The sequence below is a fragment of the Flavobacterium sp. H4147 genome, assembly GCF_029360735.1.
GTDB classification, from domain to species: Bacteria; Bacteroidota; Bacteroidia; order Flavobacteriales; family Flavobacteriaceae; genus Flavobacterium; species Flavobacterium endoglycinae.
This window is the reverse complement of sequence record NZ_JARKNB010000001.1, coordinates 182,814-200,459: the sequence shown is the minus strand read 5'-3', so window position 1 is coordinate 200,459 and position 17,646 is coordinate 182,814. Positions and strand designations below refer to the sequence as shown.

Annotated in this window: 20 protein-coding genes; 7 read left to right on the top strand and 13 right to left on the bottom strand. The window is 33.1% G+C overall.

Annotated features, from left to right (window positions below; genetic code table 11):
• Nucleotides 1-38: 38 nt before the first annotated feature.
• The 4 genes from P2W75_RS00845 to P2W75_RS00830 all read right to left on the bottom strand — a co-directional run bounded on the left by P2W75_RS00845 (nucleotide 39) and on the right by P2W75_RS00830 (nucleotide 2,873).
• Entirely contained in the window at nucleotides 39-632 is a 594-nt protein-coding gene (locus P2W75_RS00845) for a dihydrofolate reductase family protein (RefSeq protein ID WP_276378560.1), read from the bottom strand.
• A 160-nt stretch (nucleotides 633-792) separates the two neighbouring features.
• Nucleotides 793-1,257: an Mpo1-like protein gene (locus P2W75_RS00840; RefSeq protein WP_276378559.1), complete on the bottom strand. Its 465-nt coding sequence runs from the start codon at nucleotides 1,255-1,257 to the stop codon at nucleotides 793-795.
• 76 nt (nucleotides 1,258-1,333) lie between these two features.
• A complete protein-coding gene (locus tag P2W75_RS00835; RefSeq protein ID WP_276378558.1) occupies nucleotides 1,334-2,605 on the bottom strand; it encodes a TMEM143 family protein in 1,272 nt (423 codons plus the stop codon).
• A 61-nt stretch (nucleotides 2,606-2,666) separates the two neighbouring features.
• Entirely contained in the window at nucleotides 2,667-2,873 is a 207-nt protein-coding gene (locus P2W75_RS00830) for a hypothetical protein (protein WP_207297606.1), read from the bottom strand.
• Between the two features lie 90 nt (nucleotides 2,874-2,963).
• Between P2W75_RS00830 and P2W75_RS00825 the strand changes: the two genes are divergently transcribed.
• On the top strand, nucleotides 2,964-3,347 hold the full coding sequence (locus P2W75_RS00825; protein WP_207297605.1) for a hypothetical protein: 384 nt from the start codon (nucleotides 2,964-2,966) through the stop codon (nucleotides 3,345-3,347).
• A 309-nt stretch (nucleotides 3,348-3,656) separates the two neighbouring features.
• Here P2W75_RS00825 and P2W75_RS00820 read toward each other — a convergent pair whose 3' ends face one another.
• Nucleotides 3,657-4,088, bottom strand: a complete 432-nt coding sequence (locus tag P2W75_RS00820; protein WP_276378557.1) for a hypothetical protein — start codon at nucleotides 4,086-4,088, stop codon at nucleotides 3,657-3,659.
• Nucleotides 4,089-4,403: 315 nt separating this feature from the next.
• On the opposite strand from P2W75_RS00820, the gene P2W75_RS00815 reads away from it, so the two are divergent.
• Complete coding sequence (locus P2W75_RS00815; RefSeq protein WP_276378556.1) at nucleotides 4,404-4,820, top strand: hypothetical protein; 417 nt, start codon at nucleotides 4,404-4,406, stop codon at nucleotides 4,818-4,820.
• A gap of 238 nt (nucleotides 4,821-5,058) precedes the next feature.
• Entirely contained in the window at nucleotides 5,059-5,343 is a 285-nt protein-coding gene (locus P2W75_RS00810) for a hypothetical protein (RefSeq protein ID WP_207297602.1), read from the top strand.
• Nucleotides 5,344-5,402: 59 nt separating this feature from the next.
• Here P2W75_RS00810 and P2W75_RS00805 read toward each other — a convergent pair whose 3' ends face one another.
• The 4 genes from P2W75_RS00805 to P2W75_RS00790 form a co-directional block, all read right to left on the bottom strand.
• Nucleotides 5,403-5,864 carry a hypothetical protein gene (locus tag P2W75_RS00805; protein WP_276378555.1) on the bottom strand — a complete coding sequence of 154 codons (462 nt, stop codon included), beginning with the start codon at nucleotides 5,862-5,864 and terminating at the stop codon, nucleotides 5,403-5,405.
• Nucleotides 5,865-6,041: 177 nt separating this feature from the next.
• Entirely contained in the window at nucleotides 6,042-7,166 is a 1,125-nt protein-coding gene (locus P2W75_RS00800) for a hypothetical protein (RefSeq protein ID WP_276378554.1), read from the bottom strand.
• A 158-nt stretch (nucleotides 7,167-7,324) separates the two neighbouring features.
• Nucleotides 7,325-8,035 carry a LytTR family DNA-binding domain-containing protein gene (locus tag P2W75_RS00795; RefSeq protein ID WP_276378553.1) on the bottom strand — a complete coding sequence of 237 codons (711 nt, stop codon included), beginning with the start codon at nucleotides 8,033-8,035 and terminating at the stop codon, nucleotides 7,325-7,327.
• On the bottom strand, nucleotides 8,008-9,093 hold the full coding sequence (locus tag P2W75_RS00790; RefSeq protein ID WP_276378551.1) for a histidine kinase: 1,086 nt from the start codon (nucleotides 9,091-9,093) through the stop codon (nucleotides 8,008-8,010). The genes P2W75_RS00795 and P2W75_RS00790 overlap by 28 nt, the downstream gene beginning before the upstream one ends.
• A gap of 119 nt (nucleotides 9,094-9,212) precedes the next feature.
• Here P2W75_RS00790 and P2W75_RS00785 point away from each other — a divergent pair, with 119 nt between their 5' ends.
• From P2W75_RS00785 to P2W75_RS00770, 4 genes are all read left to right on the top strand, one after another.
• Complete coding sequence (locus P2W75_RS00785) at nucleotides 9,213-9,425, top strand: hypothetical protein (protein WP_207297598.1); 213 nt, start codon at nucleotides 9,213-9,215, stop codon at nucleotides 9,423-9,425.
• 298 nt (nucleotides 9,426-9,723) lie between these two features.
• Nucleotides 9,724-11,253 (top strand): SulP family inorganic anion transporter, encoded by a 1,530-nt coding sequence (locus P2W75_RS00780; RefSeq protein ID WP_276378550.1) that lies wholly within the window; start codon nucleotides 9,724-9,726, stop codon nucleotides 11,251-11,253.
• Between the two features lie 368 nt (nucleotides 11,254-11,621).
• Nucleotides 11,622-12,530, top strand: coding sequence for an AraC family transcriptional regulator (locus P2W75_RS00775; protein ID WP_207297596.1), 909 nt, complete (start codon nucleotides 11,622-11,624; stop codon nucleotides 12,528-12,530).
• Between the two features lie 92 nt (nucleotides 12,531-12,622).
• Nucleotides 12,623-13,462, top strand: coding sequence for an SDR family NAD(P)-dependent oxidoreductase (locus P2W75_RS00770; protein WP_207297595.1), 840 nt, complete (start codon nucleotides 12,623-12,625; stop codon nucleotides 13,460-13,462).
• A gap of 236 nt (nucleotides 13,463-13,698) precedes the next feature.
• On the opposite strand, the gene P2W75_RS00765 is transcribed toward P2W75_RS00770, so the two are convergent.
• The 4 genes from P2W75_RS00765 to secG form a co-directional block, all read right to left on the bottom strand.
• On the bottom strand, nucleotides 13,699-14,898 hold the full coding sequence (locus tag P2W75_RS00765) for an ectonucleotide pyrophosphatase/phosphodiesterase (protein WP_276378549.1): 1,200 nt from the start codon (nucleotides 14,896-14,898) through the stop codon (nucleotides 13,699-13,701).
• A 272-nt stretch (nucleotides 14,899-15,170) separates the two neighbouring features.
• Complete coding sequence (gene groL / locus P2W75_RS00760; RefSeq protein WP_276378548.1) at nucleotides 15,171-16,802, bottom strand: chaperonin GroEL; 1,632 nt, start codon at nucleotides 16,800-16,802, stop codon at nucleotides 15,171-15,173.
• A gap of 79 nt (nucleotides 16,803-16,881) precedes the next feature.
• Nucleotides 16,882-17,157, bottom strand: coding sequence for a co-chaperone GroES (gene groES, locus P2W75_RS00755; protein WP_008467105.1), 276 nt, complete (start codon nucleotides 17,155-17,157; stop codon nucleotides 16,882-16,884).
• A gap of 146 nt (nucleotides 17,158-17,303) precedes the next feature.
• A complete protein-coding gene (gene secG / locus P2W75_RS00750) occupies nucleotides 17,304-17,642 on the bottom strand; it encodes a preprotein translocase subunit SecG (RefSeq protein ID WP_207297593.1) in 339 nt (112 codons plus the stop codon).
• Between the last annotated feature and the right edge of the window lie 4 nt (nucleotides 17,643-17,646).

The window sequence follows — 17,646 nt, the reverse complement described above, 5'->3', positions numbered from 1 at the left end:
CAAAACCTGTTTCGTTATGAAGCAGGTTTTCTTTTAATTTAAACCGTAGCATCTCCAGTTTTTACTTCGCCATTTCTTTTGTAATTCGCTAAAATAACTCCAGTTGAAGTTATCGTGCTTTCTGTTAAAACAAATGCTGATGGATTTATATTCTCATCAAACAGCTTTTTGCCTTTGCCTAATAATAACGGATGAATTTTTAAACGCAGTTCGTCAATTAAATCATTTTTTAGTAATAAATGAATAAGTTCACTGCTTCCCCAAATATTAATATCCAAACCATCAGAATCTTTAAGCTTTTTTATAGCGTCAAGATCATTAATAAAAACCGAATTTCTCCATTCAGATTCCTTTCTTGAATTGGAGAAAACATATTTAGTGCCTTCGTTAATTCCAGGCCAGAAATCGTTATGAAAAGGCCAGTAATTTTCCCAAATATCAAATGTTTTTCGACCTAAAAGATAATCTGCGGGTTCTAGCTCTTTTTGTACAGCATTATTATAAATTTCATCACCATACGGAACCGTCCATCCGCCAAATTTAAAACCACCTGATGTATCTTCTTCCGGTCCGCCCGGCGCCTGCATGACACCATCTAATGAAATCATTGATAAAACAATTATCTTTCTCATACCGTTTATAATTTGATTTATATATAAATTTAATGAATATTTATTTATTGATAGTCAGTTGTGTAGCAGTATTAAAGAGTTTAATAAAAGGTTTGAAAACAAAAAGGACAAAGAAAAACTCTTCTTTGTCCTTTTTAATATTTTGAATCGCAAATGATTTCTACTTTTTCGAAAACAAATTCTCAACTACCCAAGCCGGACCAATTAATAAAAACTGAAGATCTTTAAGAAAAGAAGGTTTCTTTCCTTCAATATTATGTCCATAAAATTGTCCGATCCAAGCGATTACAAATACACCAATTGAAAACATCCAAAGAGGCACAAACTGACTCACATAATAATTGACAGCAAGACAGATAAATGAAAAAACAGCAATTTTAAGCGCCATTACAACCGACAATCTAATGTAGAATATCAAAACAAAAAGCAGAACCACAAAAGCCCAGTTTTCGATAATAGGAGCATTTAATTGTAAAGTACTTGCAATAATACCGCTTGGAATGCTCATTAATAATCCCACAATAGAAAAATAAATAGCAGGAACACAAATGTAATGTATAGCTTTGTTTGTTGGGTTTTGGTGGCTTACAGCATATTCTGCAAACCATTGGTCTAAAGTTCTCATTTTTGTGGTTTTAAGGTTAGTTACGTAAATCTAGTGAAATTTCTTTTAGATTGATAACCAGCCCAAAAACTAAACTTTATTTTTGATTGTATTCAAAAACAGTATCCCACAATTCATCAATGGTTACCAAAGCTTCTTTTACGGGAACTACGTGCCATTTTCCGTTGTTTTCTTTGCCAATTCCTATACTTCTTAATTTCAGTAAAGCATCGTTTACATCAAAGTCAAGTTTAGTATTCAGCTTGGTTTCAAACCAAGATTCGATTTGAAAATCAAGTTCTTCGGCGGTAAGAGGTTTTTCGCTTTCGTGTAAAAAAGTGTAGGCGAGAATAGTTTCTTTTAAAGCTTCTTCTTCAGATGAATTTAAAAGCGAATAAAAAGCACCGCTGTTGTTTCCCACATTTTTAAAATACAAACTATCTGAAAGCATTTTCGAATAGCGGATTTTTTTATTGATGAAATTATTGTACTGACGGAAACAATATGCCGCCAAGATTCCCAGTGCAATCAAACCTTGATTTAAGGAAGTTTTACTGTTTAATAAATCAATTGTTTCGCCTGTTTGGTAGGCATCATACATATTAATCAAAGCTGGAATTACTTTGGCACTCAATAAAGAAAGTCCACCAAAAAGCCCTGGAACCCAAAGCAGTAATTTATCTCGAAGAGACATTCGCGGAATAGCATTTGGGAAAATAGTTTCTAAATCGTTTTTAGGAACACGTTTGAAAATCTTCAATGCAATAGAACCCGGATCGATTGGCATTTTGCCTAATTTGACTTTCTTTTGAGTCAGAAAATCAGCGTCGCTGTAATTAAGGTAAATTAAAACGCGGTCGTAATATTCGATTTCAACTTCTTTTTTCCAGAAATAAAATTTTCTAACCTTTTCTTTTGCGGCGTGATGTCCTCGCGCGTAAAGCTCATAATCTTTGAAAGCATTAAAATCAATCGCCAGATTTAAACCAATCAAATCCGATTCTTTAAAAGCATCTTTTAAAGTACCTTCATCAATTCTGTAGTAATTACCTCGTTGTAAAACCGTCAGCAGCGTTTCTTTAAAAACCGGAAAACTGCTTTTGCTTATAAACTGTTCACGTTCTTTTTCGCTCAAATCTGGATCGTATAAAGCATAATGCTGTTTTAGATTTCGGTTGAGGTTAAAAGATTCATAATGATAGTAATGCTCAACAATATCAAAAAGCTTTTTAAAATCATCGACTTTTTGAGAATCATCGGCGAAAGCGGCAATTTGTTGTTCGAGTAAGAATTCTTTGTTAAACGGAATATAATGTTCTCGGATCATATCGATTTCTGGCTTTAATTTCGTGGCGTTTACTAAACGCAAAAATACTGCCTCAATTTAATTTCCGAAAACTTTTTCTGTAAAATAAAGAACAATAAAGAGTTTACAATTTGCTGACTTGTATTTCTATAGCCTTTCTAGACTCACTTACAAGCTTGTTGTATTCGTATTTTATTTTCTCGCTAATCTCTCCAGAACGATCTCCTCTAATTGATTTACGAATATAGTCGTAAGAATACCCGTATTTATTTTTTAAAATCTTTAGGATTTCTTGGTTATAACTTGGTTTAGTTTTTATATTTTTGTTCATTACTTTGTTTGTATTATAGCTAAGACAAATATAGTAAGAATTTTCCTAAATAACTAATATATTGTAGAATATTTTCTAAATATTTATATAATGGCAGAAAACACTATAGAAAGAATAAAGCAATATCTAGATTCGAAGAAAATCCGAGTAAGTGCTTTTGAGAGAGAAGTTGGCATGTCGAATGGTTCTTTTGCTAGTCAGTTAAAACACCATAAAACCATTGGAGTTGATAAGTTAGAGAATATCCTAAAAAGATATTCTGATATTAATCCTGAATGGCTGCTGACAGGAGTTGGAAGTATGATAAAACCAACCATTTTTGAAGAAGAAGGTGAAATTTATGGTTTTTCTGACCCTGAAAATGCGGTTAGTTATAAAGATCTTGCCGATTCGAGAAAAGAAACTATCGACGGATTAAAAAAGATTATTATGCACCTCGAAGAACAAGTCGAAACCTATAGGAAAAGTAAATAAATATATTTAAAGTACTAAAAAACAAAAGTGGGATTTCTAATCGTTACCAGCGATTTGAAATCCCACTTCTTGTTCCAAAAAAAAAGTGACAAAAGTTTAAAAAAGCTTCTTCTGCAAGAAACTGCATTCTAAAGTAAAAATTATTCCTTGCAATTTTACCACTTAATAAACTTCTGGCAATACGTATTTATACCTGTTTTTGTAAATGGTACTCAAATAGTAGTAAAATTTTCTCAGAGTTATAATGCCTAGAATTCCTTCCTCTCTGCAAATGAGAAAGAAAGTTTTCAATTGTATGAATTTGAGAGTTTAATTGAAATTGGATCTTTTAAATTCAATTACACCTTGAATGTATTTAATTAAGCTTTCTTTATCGACAGAAAAAGGCGCAGTTTCGTCTTCCGTTTCCATGTATAAATTGGCAATACTTTCGGCATCCAGATTTTGGTTTTGAAGGTGTTTTTCTGCAAATTGGATTAAGTTTTCGATAAAAAGTTCGCGTTGTTTTCCTTTTTCTATCGCTTCTTCTTCGCCATTTTTAATTTGTTCGATTTCAGATTCGGGTAAATCTATCGTGAGGTATGTGCAGTCTACAGCCACTTTTGAAAGCATCTCTTTGTCGACTCTTCCTTCGCCGTTGCAGTAAGCGCAAGGCGCGGGAACCCATTTTAATTGTTTGTTCAAACGGCGAATATCTTCCCAATCCACAAATCCCTTGCCCAAACATCTCGGACATTTCATATTTGATCTCCTAAATAAATTAAAAATATTCATGAGTTTGTAGATTATCGTTCTGGGACTTTTGCGAAGGTAAATTATTTAAGTAAGAAAATTATATTTAAAGCTGATATTTTACGTAAGAAAGATTTCGTAAATAATTCAAACCATAACCTAAAGTATGTTTTGACAGTGTTTTGTAGCCTTTACAAGATGATCAAAATGGATATTAAATAATTATTTTACCACGAATGTAGAAAGCGTTTTGCTTTTGAATGTTTTAAATTTGGAATACAGATTTTTATAAATGCTGTTTTAACTCATGAAATTATTTCACATATGGAAAATATACAAACAACCAAAACGCAGAATTTCTTTAGAATCCTACTAGGACTTTTTATGATTACAGCCGCAATTGGGCATTTTACTTTTCAAAGAACCGATTTTCAGGCGCAAGTTCCAAATTGGGTACCGCTAGATAAAGATCTTGTCGTGATTCTTTCCGGAGTTGTCGAAATAGCTTTAGGTCTCAGCATGATATTTCTAACACGATATAAAGTAATTGTGGGCATTGCGCTGGCAGTATTTTATGTATTGGTTTTCCCAGGCAATATTGCCCAATATTTAAATAAAACTCCAGCATTTGGACTCGACACCGATCAAGCCCGATTAACACGATTGTTTTTTCAACCCGTCTTGATTTTTCTGGCTTTGTGGAGTACGGGAGCGATTAGTTATTTAAAGAGGAAATATTGAGGATTTAAAATTTGTAAGAAAATATCTTATTTTTTTATTCTTTCTATAACTTTAATTTTGTACGTTTGTCACCGACAAAATATAGCAGTAAAACAATCTTTTTAAACTTTTATAAGTTAACATAAGCGAACCCTCGCCATGATGAGCAGTTTAAACCGAAAGGCTAGCAAATCTATCTGTTTTACAGGTATTTTGTCACATCTAAAGCGAGGGTTTCGTGCGTTTAAAAATTTTCGATATGACAAAAGAAAATCAAAAAACATCAAACCGCGCTGTAATGCGCGCAGTAGCCATTTTCGTTTCTAACTTAAGTTTCGATGGAGAATTTCAAAAGCAACCTATCTATTTGCAGGAAGTATTTGAGGTATTACTCAAGACAGAATTTGGAAACGATCTTATTCTAAGGCAGAAAATGCTAAGCTGTTTGAAAACCAGCAGAGATTTGGTTAAAGTTTTATCTCAGTTCACAGACAAGCAAATTCAAAAAGCTTGCGATAATGTGATAATGGTAAAAGCAGTTTAGCTTTTTAGATAAAATTTAAAAGCTCCGATATATTTCGGAGCTTTTTTTATATGTGGTTTTTACGAATTAAATTTTTCTAATGCTATTGCTTCATCAAAATATTCTTTGAAAACATCAGATAAATTTTTGTCTTTAAATTTAATGATGGTGAAAGTGCTGTCAAAAGCAATAATCTCGATAGTAGAATTGGAGATTTGAAGGTTTTCATTTTTCCAAATTAAATCATTTCCTTCAGCAAAAGGAAGGTTGCATTCATCAATTATAATTTCTTCATCTTTAGCAAAACCAGAAATTACACCCCAAATAAATTGAACATCCGAATTTAGAATTTTATTAAATTCCTGATCAGATAAAACAAAAAAATCTTGATTATGATTAATGGGAAGTTCTTTGTCTTTTATAAAATCAAAATCACTTATTACCCAATTAAAAGATTTTACTTCATCTAAAATTGGTTTTAAAATTTCTTTTAAGTTAGTGTGAAATTCTATTTTATCTGAGTTTTGAATGATCCAGTTCATTTACTGTTTAGTAATGTTACTTTAAAAGTAGTAGATTTTTGATTTTTCCTTCAATCTTTTGACTGTAATGTAAATTTAAGAAATTTAAAAGTTATTCATTTTACGAGAATCTATAATCTTTACAACAAAAAAAGCCCAACTAAAAAAGTTGAGCTTTAAATTCTAATAAGTGTTACATTACATTGCGCTATATGGTGTTAAAACACTTGGCGTATTTTGTCTATCGTTTGGCAAGTTTAATATTTTATTTTCGATGTTTTGTATAAGTTCACCAACTGTTTGCCATTTCTCGTAACTTAAGTTGTATGCTTTATTTGGGATAGATATAAATTTAGAGTCCTCTGATTTAAATGCATAAGCTGCATTTGCGGTAAATATGGAGGCAATTGCTGCATTTCCTTCATTATTTATTTTTGTGCCATTTGTAACTGAAAAGATACCACTTTCTATAACATCAAAACCTCTTAACATAAATATATTTAGAGATGAATCATTTAGTTTTAATTTACTAACAAGTGCTTTCTTGTTTAATAAATCTAAATCTGTTACTAGTTGGGAAAAACTAGTATTGTTGAGAAAAGGATAATATGAAATATCCCATTTTATTTGATTTAGATCAGAACTTGACATCATTGATTCTATACTTCCATATATTGGTACACTAACTTTGAGTTGGGATATGATAGATTTTTCTGTAACAGTGGACTCCTGTAAAACAGATGTTCTATCATATGTGATGTCAATATTTTTTAGAGGTATAACGTCAATTACTATTAATTTTTCATTTTCTTTTTTTCCTATAATTAGGCTTCCTAATTGCTGTTTTACATCAGTTAATCGTGTAAAAGTTGTTGAAGCATTAAATTTTAGGTCTGTACCAACAGAGATTAAACGTTGCTTGTTATCGTTAACGTCATAAAGAACTAAACCAGTTAGAGGTATAGTGTGATTTAAATCATTACTTGTACTTGGGATTTGTATTGGATCCAATGTGAATTTTGTATTTGATTCAGTAGGGTTGTATTTTATTTTTATATTACCTTCTTTATATCCTTTAATTATGACAACTTCATTAGTTGATATAATATTTTCGACGTTTTCAGTTTTATTTACAGTGGCTTTAGGGATTATAAAAGATTGATTTACTTTTAATTTGCCCTTTTTGTCATAACTTTCTATATTGACAGTTATATCTGTTTTAATGTAATTACGAAATTCTAATTTCGTTTTAATTTGAGCCGTACTTATTGTTGAAACAATTACAAAATAACATACTAGGATTCGTGAGATTTTAATTTTCATACTTTTTAGGTTTTTAGTGAATTTATTTTTATTTGATTGGTACACCAAGATTACCAAAAAACAAAAAACCTTCATAGCGTATTTATACGGTTTTTTAGTACAAAAAAAATTTCAACTATTTATAGTTGAGATTTTTATATTTAATAATTACGTGACGTTTATTTCAGAAAACCGTCTAGTAAAATCTGATACTTCCGTCCAACGGGAATAATTTCGCCGTTGCACATCGTAAGGGTTTTAAAAGTAACCGCAGTAATTTTGGTTGTATTTACAATATACGAACGATGTACTTGAACAAAACTTTTGCAATCAATTTCGGAGGCGATGCTGGAAAGCGAACCGTAAATAATATGAGGTAAATTGAGTTTAGTGCTGTACAGTTTCATGTAATTGCCAAGACTTTCGATATAAATAATATCTTGAAGAGGCATTTCGGTTATTTGTCCGTTTATGCGGTATGAAAGCGCTTTTGAGTTCGGACTGATTTCCTTTTTCAAATTATTTCCAGAGAAATACGTTTTGGCTTTTTCAATCGCTTTAGCAAATTTTTCGGGAGAAATAGGTTTCAGCAGATAATCAATCGCATCGTTTTGATACGCCGAAAGCGCAAAATCAGAATAAGCGGTTGTAACAATCGTAAGCGGACGATTGGGCTGTAATTCCATTAACTCAACTCCAGAAATTACTGGCATATTAATATCAAGAAAAATAATATCGTATGGGTTGGCATTGAGCATTTTTAACGCTTCCATACCACTAAAGGCACTTCCGGAATGTTCCAGTTCGTCAAATTTTGAGATGTGCGAAATCAGCGCTTTGTGCGCCGGCGATTCATCATCGATTATGAGACAGCGGTAGGTAAGTGCCATATGCTTAATTTTACAGTAAATGCATTTTTTTCTTTTCTACAGCATAAATCATGTTTTAAGCCGTAAACTTCCAGACGTCTTTTTAGGTTTTCAATTCCAATTCCGGTACTCGAAAGTCGGGAACCAGAATCAAGATAACTGTTTTTTATGGTAAACGTCAAATTTCGGTTTTTTATCTTTAAATCCAGATTAATAAATGGCTGAACAGTTTCGGCAGAAAATTTCACCGCATTTTCAACCAATGGCAAAAAGAATAAAGGCGGAATCTCGATTCCGTTATGAACGCCTTCAATATTCTGGGTTACAGATAATCTTTCGTTTCTAAAAGTGTAATATTCGATATACTTTTCTACAAAAGCTATTTCTTCTTCAATTAAAACATAATCTTTTTTAGAAGCTTCAATTTGATAACGCAGCATTTCCGAAAGATTTAGGATTCGGTCAGGAACTTTATCAGGTTCTGCAAGGGCTTCTCCGTATAGATTATTCATGGCATTTAATAAAAAATGCGGGTTCAGCTGTTGTTTTAAAAACGAAAGCTCTGATTTGAAATTCATAATATCCTTATCGGCCTGAGTGATTTTTTTGGTAATCACAATATGAACAAAGTAGAAGAAAGTCCCGTTAATAATCAGCGATAAAATCTGAAGTGTTTTTAAATTTCCTAATCCTACAAATGGGAAAAACCAATCCATAAAAAAGAAAAAGGCTGTCCAATAGATTAAAAGCAGCAAAAAGAAATGTTTGAGTTTTTTGCGGAATAGAAAGGGTCTGATAATACAAACATTAAAACAAGTAATCCAGATTATACACGGAAAATAACCCAGAGCAATTTTGCCAAACATGTAATTGATATCATGTCCTTCGGCTTTTATTTCGTCATATACACAAGCGATAATGACCAAATAAACAAGAGTGTTTACGAGAATGTTTCGCAGGATAAAGTTCTGGTAAATTTTTGCAATTGTCATAGAGGCAAAAATACTATAATCGTATAGTTTATAGTGTTTTGAAAAGAATAATTTATACGAACGCCATTCGTATAAATCATACGCCACTGGTATAAAATTGCTGTTATAATACGATTTGGTAATTTACTTTTGACACACCGATTTGAGAATCAGTTCTAAAAAAACAAATTAGAAAGAGAGTTTTTAAGATTTAAAATTGTTTAGTTATGGTTGTTGAAATTTTTAAAACAAACGTAGAAAAGGAAACCGAAACCAATTATGTTATCGCAGTAATTAAAAGACAATTTCCTTCTTATAAGGTGAATTTTGATTTAGAAGACTGCGATAAAATCCTTCGTGTAGAAGGTTTAGAATTGCAATGGAATACGATAATTGATTATGTCAATTGTTTGGGATTTTTATGTATTCGATTAGAATAAATGTTTTTTGTTTCAGGTTTCAAGTTTCACGCATTGACTCGATAACCTGAAACTTAAAACTTCAATCCTGAAACAAAAACAGGTACAAATACGTGATTCTATGTGATTTTTTTTGTAAGTATTTTGTGTTGTTTTTTATTTCGAAAAATTATTTAAAAATGATAAGTTTTATCCTTTCAGTTTTTGTTATGCTTTTAAAGCTTTTATTGGGATAACAAATTGTTTCTGCTTTTATGAATGCTTTTTAGGTCAAAAGGAATAGTCGCTTTTTGGGCATTATTTTTTACATTTGTGCCTTATGAAAAAAGCATTCCAACTCTTCGATTTTACTCAAAAAGTCAATTATAAAAATGAAATTTTAGCCGGCTTTACTGTGGCAATGACCATGATTCCAGAATCGCTGTCGTTTGCTATTTTGGCTGGATTTCCACCTTTGGTAGGATTATATGCGGCTTTTATTGCCGGATTGGTAACCGCTATTTTTGGAGGAAGACCAGGAATGATTTCTGGTGGAGCAGGAGCAACCGTAATCGTTTTGATCGCCTTGATGAAATCGCACGGAATTGAATATGTTTTTGCAGCCGTTGCGCTTGGCGGCGTAGTGCAAATTTGTATCGGACTTTTTAAACTCGGAAAATTTATTCGTTTAGTGCCACAGCCCGTAATGTTTGGTTTTGTAAACGGATTAGCGGTTGTTATTTTTATGTCGCAGTTGGAACAGTTCAAAACGGGTGTAAACGGACAAGTTTCGTGGCTTCAAGGAACACCTTTGTATATTATGGCGGGTTTGGTTGCTTTAACAATTGGAATTGTTTTAATTTTTCCGAAGATTACAAAAGCAGTTCCGGCTTCTTTAGTGGCTATTATGATTGTTTTTGCGTTGGTCATTGTTTTGAATATCGAAACCAAAACTGTAGAAGATATTGCGTCTGTACAAGGCGGATTTCCACCTTTTCATATTCCAAATATTCCGCTTTCATTTGACACTTTAAAAGTCATATTTCCCTATTCGGTTATTGTTGCAGCTGTTGGTTTAACAGAAGGTTTGCTTACGCTGAATTTAGTTGATGAAATTACAGGAACACGCGGAAACAGTAATCGTGAATGTATTGCGCAGGGAAGTTCAAACATTTTAAATGGATTTTTCTACGGAATGGGAGGCTGTCCTATGATTGCACAAACGCTGGTAAATCTTGGAGCAGGTTCAAGAGCCCGACTTTCGGGAATTATCGCAGCTTTGACCATTTTAATTATCATTCTTTTTGGTGCTCCCGTAATTGGGAAATTACCAATGGCAGCATTAGTAGGCGTGATGATGATGGTTGCAGTTACTACTTTTGAATGGGCAAGTTTCAGGATTATCAATAAAATGCCGAAACACGATATTTTCGTTGGAATTTTAGTAGCATTAATAACTATTGTATTGCATAATCTGGCTTTGGCAGTTTTGATTGGTGTGATTATTTCGGCTTTGGTTTTTGCTTGGGAAAGTGCTAAAAGAATTCGTGCCAAACATTTTATAGATGAAAACGGAATTAAAAATTACAAAATTTTTGGACCGTTATTTTTTGGATCAACAGCAGGTTTTCTGGAGAAATTCGACATTGTGAACGATCCGGATCATGTTATTATCGATTTTAAAGAAAGCCGAGTTTCAGATATGTCGGCAATTGAAGCTTTAAACAATCTAACAAAAAAATACAATCAGCTAAATAAGGTTGTTGAGCTGAAACATTTAAGTGAAGATTGTCGCCAATTGCTGAAAAATGCAGATGCGGTTATTAATGTAAATATAATTGAAGATCCCACTTATAAAGTGGTTTCTTGATAATTAGAGAATGTGGCAATTTGCCAATTAGATAATTCAATAAAACCCGATAGTTTTTAAAACCTATCGGGTTTGTTTTTTGATAATTGATTAAGTTTTGTCAGGCTGAGCGAAGTCGAAGCCCACGTGCCAATTGGAGCGTCCTTCGACTTCGCTCAGGATGACAGTAGATAATCATTATAAAACCTATCGGGTTTGTTTTTTTGATAATTGATTAAGTTTTTTGTCAGGCTGAGCGAAGTCGAAGCCCGCGTACCAATTGGAGCGCCCTTCGATTTTGCTCAGGGTGACAGCAGTTAATCATTATCTAATTGTCACATTTTCAAATTGTCTAATTAAATAAAGATTGATTTTCGTAACTTTACAAAATGAAGCTGACAGAAACCTTAGAAGATTTTTACACAATCAAAGTAAACGGAATGCCCGAGAATCTTAAAAAAGAAATCGGACATTTTAATGTTTTTAAATTAGATGACTTTGTTGGAAGTATCTGCAAACCATTTCCATACACGAGAAAAGACTTTTATAAAATAAGTTTGATTATTGGAAAAAACAAAGTTCACTATGCTGATAAAGTAGTTGAAATTGAAGATCAGGCCTTGTTTTTTGCCAATCCGCAGATTCCTTATAATTGGGAACAGATTGATGAAAACCAAACAGGATTCTTCTGTATTTTTACCGATGCTTTTTTTAGCCAATATGGGAATTTAAAAGAATATCCATTATTCCAGCCGGGCGGGAATCCGATTGTTCCCATCTCAATGGAATTAGCCGAATCTCTAAAATTGGTTTACTTAAGAATGTTTGATGAAATCAATTCCGATTACGCTTTTAAATATGATATGCTCCGAAATTTAGTTTTCGAAATTATTCACCTTGCGCTTAAAACACAAACCGTAACTACTTCATTATATAGTAAATCAAACGCGACAATTCGCATTTCTTCCTTGTTTTTAGAATTATTAGAGCGTCAGTTTCCGATAGAATCGATCACACAGCAGATTAATTTCCGTTCGCCTTCAGAATATGCGAGTCAATTAAATGTACATGTGAATCATCTCAATAAAGCTTTAAAAGAAACTACCGGAAAAACGACTTCGCAGATTATTTCCGAAAGAATTGTTCAGGAAGCTATGATTCTTTTAAAACAAACCAATTGGAATATTAATGAAATTGCTTGGTGTTTAGGATTTGAAGAACTGTCTCATTTTATCAATTTCTTCAAGAAAAATGTTCAGGTTTCGCCTAAAAACTATCGTTTAACTGAAATTGTTTGATTTTTGCAACTTCTTACTTGATTGCTTTAATTTTTGAGAAGCACTTCGGTAATACCTTTGTCCTGTAATTATAAACGTAAAAATTTAAAATCATGGGAAATAACAAAGTTTGGTTTGTCACAGGTGCTTCAAAAGGACTTGGATTAGAATTAGTTAAAAAGCTTTTAGCAGAAGGTTTTAAAGTAGCTGCAACTTCAAGAAGTGAATCTTCATTAATAAAAGAATTAGGAAATGTATCTGAAAATTTCCTTCCTCTTGAAATGGATTTAGTAGATGAAAAAAGCGTGAAAAATGCCATCGACAAAACCGTAAATCATTTTAAAACAATTGACGTATTAGTCAATAATGCTGGTTATGGGTTATTAGGAGCTTTGGAAGAATTAACCGATGCTGAAGCTAGAAAAAATTACGAAGTAAATGTTTTCGGGTTATTAAACGTAATTAGACATACAGCACCAATTCTTCGTGCCAATCAATCAGGACATATTTTTAATATTTCTTCAATTGGAGGATATTACGGAGAATTTCCGGGTTGGGGAATTTACTGTTCTACAAAATTCGCAGTTGCAGGTTTAACAGAATCTTTGGCAGCAGAAATTAAACCATTTGGTGTTCACGCAACAATCGTGTATCCAGGTTATTTTAGAACCGATTTCTTAAAAGATAGTTCTTTATTACTGCCAGAAAATCCAATTGAGGAATATAAAGAAGTTAGACAATCTGAAAACGCACACAAAGAAGGAATCAACGGAAATCAGCCGGGAGATCCTGTAAAATTAGCAGAAGCTTTAATTAAAGTTAGTCAAGATCAAAATCCACCGTTGCATTTATTTTTAGGTGAAGATGCTTTCAATATGGCAAATCAAAAAATAGCAAGTGTTCAAGGTGAATTAGGACAATGGAAAGAGGTTTCTGTTGGGACTAATTTTTAATTAGATAATGTGTCAATTTGGTAATTAGAAAATTTGCCCATAATTTTTGTTGAATTGCCTCCAGATTCATCTGGAGGAATAAAATAAATGATGAAAAAAGGGCTTTAGCCGAACTATGAAGTTTGGCTAAAGCCCTTTTGGGATTCAATAAGTCAACCTCCAGCTAAAGCAGGAGGCAATTGATTTTTATGTAATGAATAGAAATTATCTAATTGACAAATTTTCTCATTGACACATTATTTAAGCATTGCATCAACATCGCTCAATTTTCCGTCAATTTCGCCAATCTGCAATCCTAGAATATGAGCAATTAAAGGATAAACCGAAACATTTTGAAACGTTTTTACTTTTTTATTGACTTTAAAAGCAGGTCCTTTTGCGTAGAAAATAGCATGCATATCTTTCTCATTATTATCATAACCGTGAGTGCCTCCCTTTATATGTGTACTTTCTTTGCTTACTAAACTCCATCCTTTTTCGGCTTCGATAACAAAATCATGTACACGCGGATTTGTTCCATAATGTAATCGTTCAGGAACTTCTGCGGCTTTCCAAAATTTAATATGCGGTACTTTTTTTAAAGCATTTGCAATAGAATCCTGAAATCCGGGTTTTGCCTGTATACTCATAATTGGATTCACCACATCTTTATAACCCAGCCATTCTGGTTTTAAATAATCAAGAATTGCTACTTTTTTGGTATTACTGATATCAGCCATTCCGTGATCTGAGACAAGAATTAAATTAATTTGTTTTCCGATAGGCAGTTGCTCTAATTTACGAGATAGTTGGCCTATAATAGAATCCATTTTGATAACCATTTTTTCAGTCTGAGGAGAAAGAGGGCCAAAATTATGTCCTGTGTGATCAGGCTCATCAAAATATAAAGTAACCAGATGAGGTCTTTGTTTTTCAGGAAGCTGTAACCATTTCATAACGGTGTCGATTCTGGCTCCGTACGTAATTTTATTATCGTAATTTTTGAAATAGCTTGGATTTCTTTTGTCAATATCTGAACCCGGCCAAAAGAACGAAGCCGTTTTTACACCTTGTTGCTCTGCTAGATTCCAAATGGGGTTTCCTCCGTAAAAACGGGAATCTTTTTTAGCATCGCTTGATAATGAAAACGATTGGTTTAAGGAAGCATCGTAAAAAACGTTATTGATGATTCCGTGATGATCCGGATAAAGTCCTGTTACAATCGAATAATGATTTGGAAACGTTTTAGTTGGATATGATGGTTTCATCGATTTGGCGTGAACGCCTTCTTTTTCGATTTTTTTCAGGTTTGGAAGATTATAAAGTTTGCCGTAATCCCAGCGAAATCCATCCATCGAAACTAAAACAACATAGTTGTCTTTGCTGTTTTGGGCTTGTAAAAAAGTTGTAAGAAGTAAGAATGTAAAAGATAAAAAGTGAGTTTTGAATTTTCTCATTTTGCAATTTTAAATAGAAATACAAAGGTATTAATATCACATTTTTTAAAGAGAAAGAGAATGTTAAATAAAAAGAATAGCCACGAATTCACGAATTATTTTTTTCAAATCTTTGTGTTTAAAAATAGTTGTCATTAATTATACGAATGCTTTGATCTGTGTAATTGAACAAAATATTCGCAAAGATTGCATAATAATTCGTGAATTCGTGGCTAACAAAAAAAAGCGCCAGATAAAAATCCAGCGCTTTTAAGTTTTAAGAAGAGAATGAATTACATCATTCCTGGCATTCCGCCTCCCATTGGCATTCCGCCTCCGGCATTTTCTTCTTTAATATCTATTAATGCACATTCTGTAGTTAAGATCATTCCAGAAACAGATGCAGCGTTTTCAAGAGCTACACGAGTTACTTTTTTAGGATCGATAATACCAGCAACAAGCATGTCTACATATTCATCAGTTTTTGCGTTGTATCCAAAGTCACCAGAACCTTCTGTAACTTTTGCAACTACGACAGAACCTTCAAGACCTGCGTTTTCAACGATAGTTCTTAATGGAGATTCCACAGCACGAGATACAATCTGGATTCCAGTTGACTCGTCAGCATTGTCTGCTTTAAGTTCTGCTAAGACAGCTTTTGCTCTTAATAAAGCAACACCGCCTCCGGCAACGATTCCTTCTTCAACAGCAGCACGAGTAGCGTGTAATGCGTCATCAACTCTGTCTTTTTTCTCTTTCATTTCTACTTCAGAAGCAGCACCAACGTAAAGAACAGCAACACCTCCAGCTAATTTAGCCAAACGCTCTTGTAATTTTTCTTTATCGTAATCAGATGTTGTAGTTTCCATCTGGCCTTTAATTTGGTTGATACGGTTTTTGATGATATCCGCTTCACCAGCTCCGCTTACGATTGTAGTATTGTCTTTATCGATAGAAACTCTTTTTGAAGTACCTAACATTTCTATAGTAGTATTCTCTAAAGTATATCCTCTTTCTTCAGAGATTACTGTTCCTCCTGTTAAGATTGCGATATCTTCTAACATTGCTTTTCTTCTGTCACCAAAACCAGGTGCTTTTACAGCAGCAATTTTAAGAGCTCCTCTTAATTTGTTTACTACTAAAGTAGAAAGAGCTTCACCATCTACATCTTCAGCGATAATCAATAATGGTTTTCCTGATTGTGCAACCGGCTCTAAAACTGGAAGTAATTCTTTTAAAGAAGAAACTTTTTTGTCGTATAATAAGATGTATGGAGAGTCTAATTCAACTTCCATTTTCTCTGGGTTTGTTACAAAGTAAGGAGAAAGGTATCCTCTGTCAAACTGCATTCCTTCAACAACGTCTACGAAAGTGTCAGTTCCTTTAGCTTCTTCAACCGTGATAACACCTTCTTTACCTACTTTTGCGAAAGCATCAGCAATTAATTCACCAATAACTTCGTCGTTGTTTGCAGAGATAGAAGCAATTTGTTTGATTTTGTCAGAATCGCTTCCAACTACTTTAGCTTGTTTTGCTAAATCGGCAACGATAGCTTCAACGGCTTTATCAATACCACGTTTTAAGTCCATTGGGTTTGCACCTGCAGCAACGTTTTTAAGACCTTCTTTTACGATAGCCTGAGCTAAAACTGTAGCAGTTGTAGTTCCGTCACCAGCTAAATCATTGGTTTTAGAAGCAACTTCTTTTACCATTTGCGCACCCATATTTTCTAATGCGTCTTTTAATTCGATTTCTTTTGCAACAGAAACACCATCTTTAGTAACGGTTGGTCCACCAAATGATTTTCCAATAATTACATTACGACCTTTTGGTCCAAGTGTTACTTTTACAGCATTTGCTAATGCATCTACACCGCGTTTTAAACCATCGCGTGCTTCAATATCAAATTTTATATCTTTTGCCATTTTTAATTTTTGTTTAAAGTTTTGATTTGTTTCAAGTTACTTAGTCTTAATACTTAATACTGTTGTACTTAATACGTTTTTAGATAATTGCTAAAATGTCATCCTCACGCATAATCAAATAATCAGTTCCTTCAAGTTTTAATTCTGTTCCGGCATATTTGCCATAAAGAACAGTGTCACCAACTTTTACAGTCATAGTATGATCTTTAGTTCCGTTTCCTACTGCTACAACAGTACCCTTTTGAGGTTTTTCTTTGGCAGTATCTGGAATAAAAATACCTGAAGCAGTTTTAGTTTCAGCTGCAACAGGCTCAATAAGTACGCGGTCAGAAAGCGGTTTAATGTTTAAAGCCATGATTTAATATTAATTAAGTTATAAGTTATATATTTTTTAATGTTCAATAAACTTTCAGAAATTGTGCCATGCTCTATAAACTGACATTATTTCCTAAAAAAAATGCCAGCTTTGACAGGCTGGCATTTTAATTTGTTTTGTATATATTATTTTGCTGCAGGTGCTGCTGGAGCAGGAGTTCCTTGTACAGGAGCTGCCGGAGTACTTGCAGGAGCTTCCGTTTTTTCAATGATTTTAGATCCTGTATCTCCTAATGATCCAGTGAAGCTTAAACTTGAAAGTAAGATTAAAGCAATCAAAATAGTTGCTAGTGTCCAAGTACTTTTGTCTAAAAAGTCAGTTGTTTTTTGTACACCACCTAACATTTGAGTTCCGCTGATAGTAGAAGACAATCCGCCTCCTTTAGGGTTTTGTACCATAATCACTACGATCAATAGAAAGCAAACTATTGTGATTAAAACTAAGAAAATTGAAAATGTGCTCATTTGT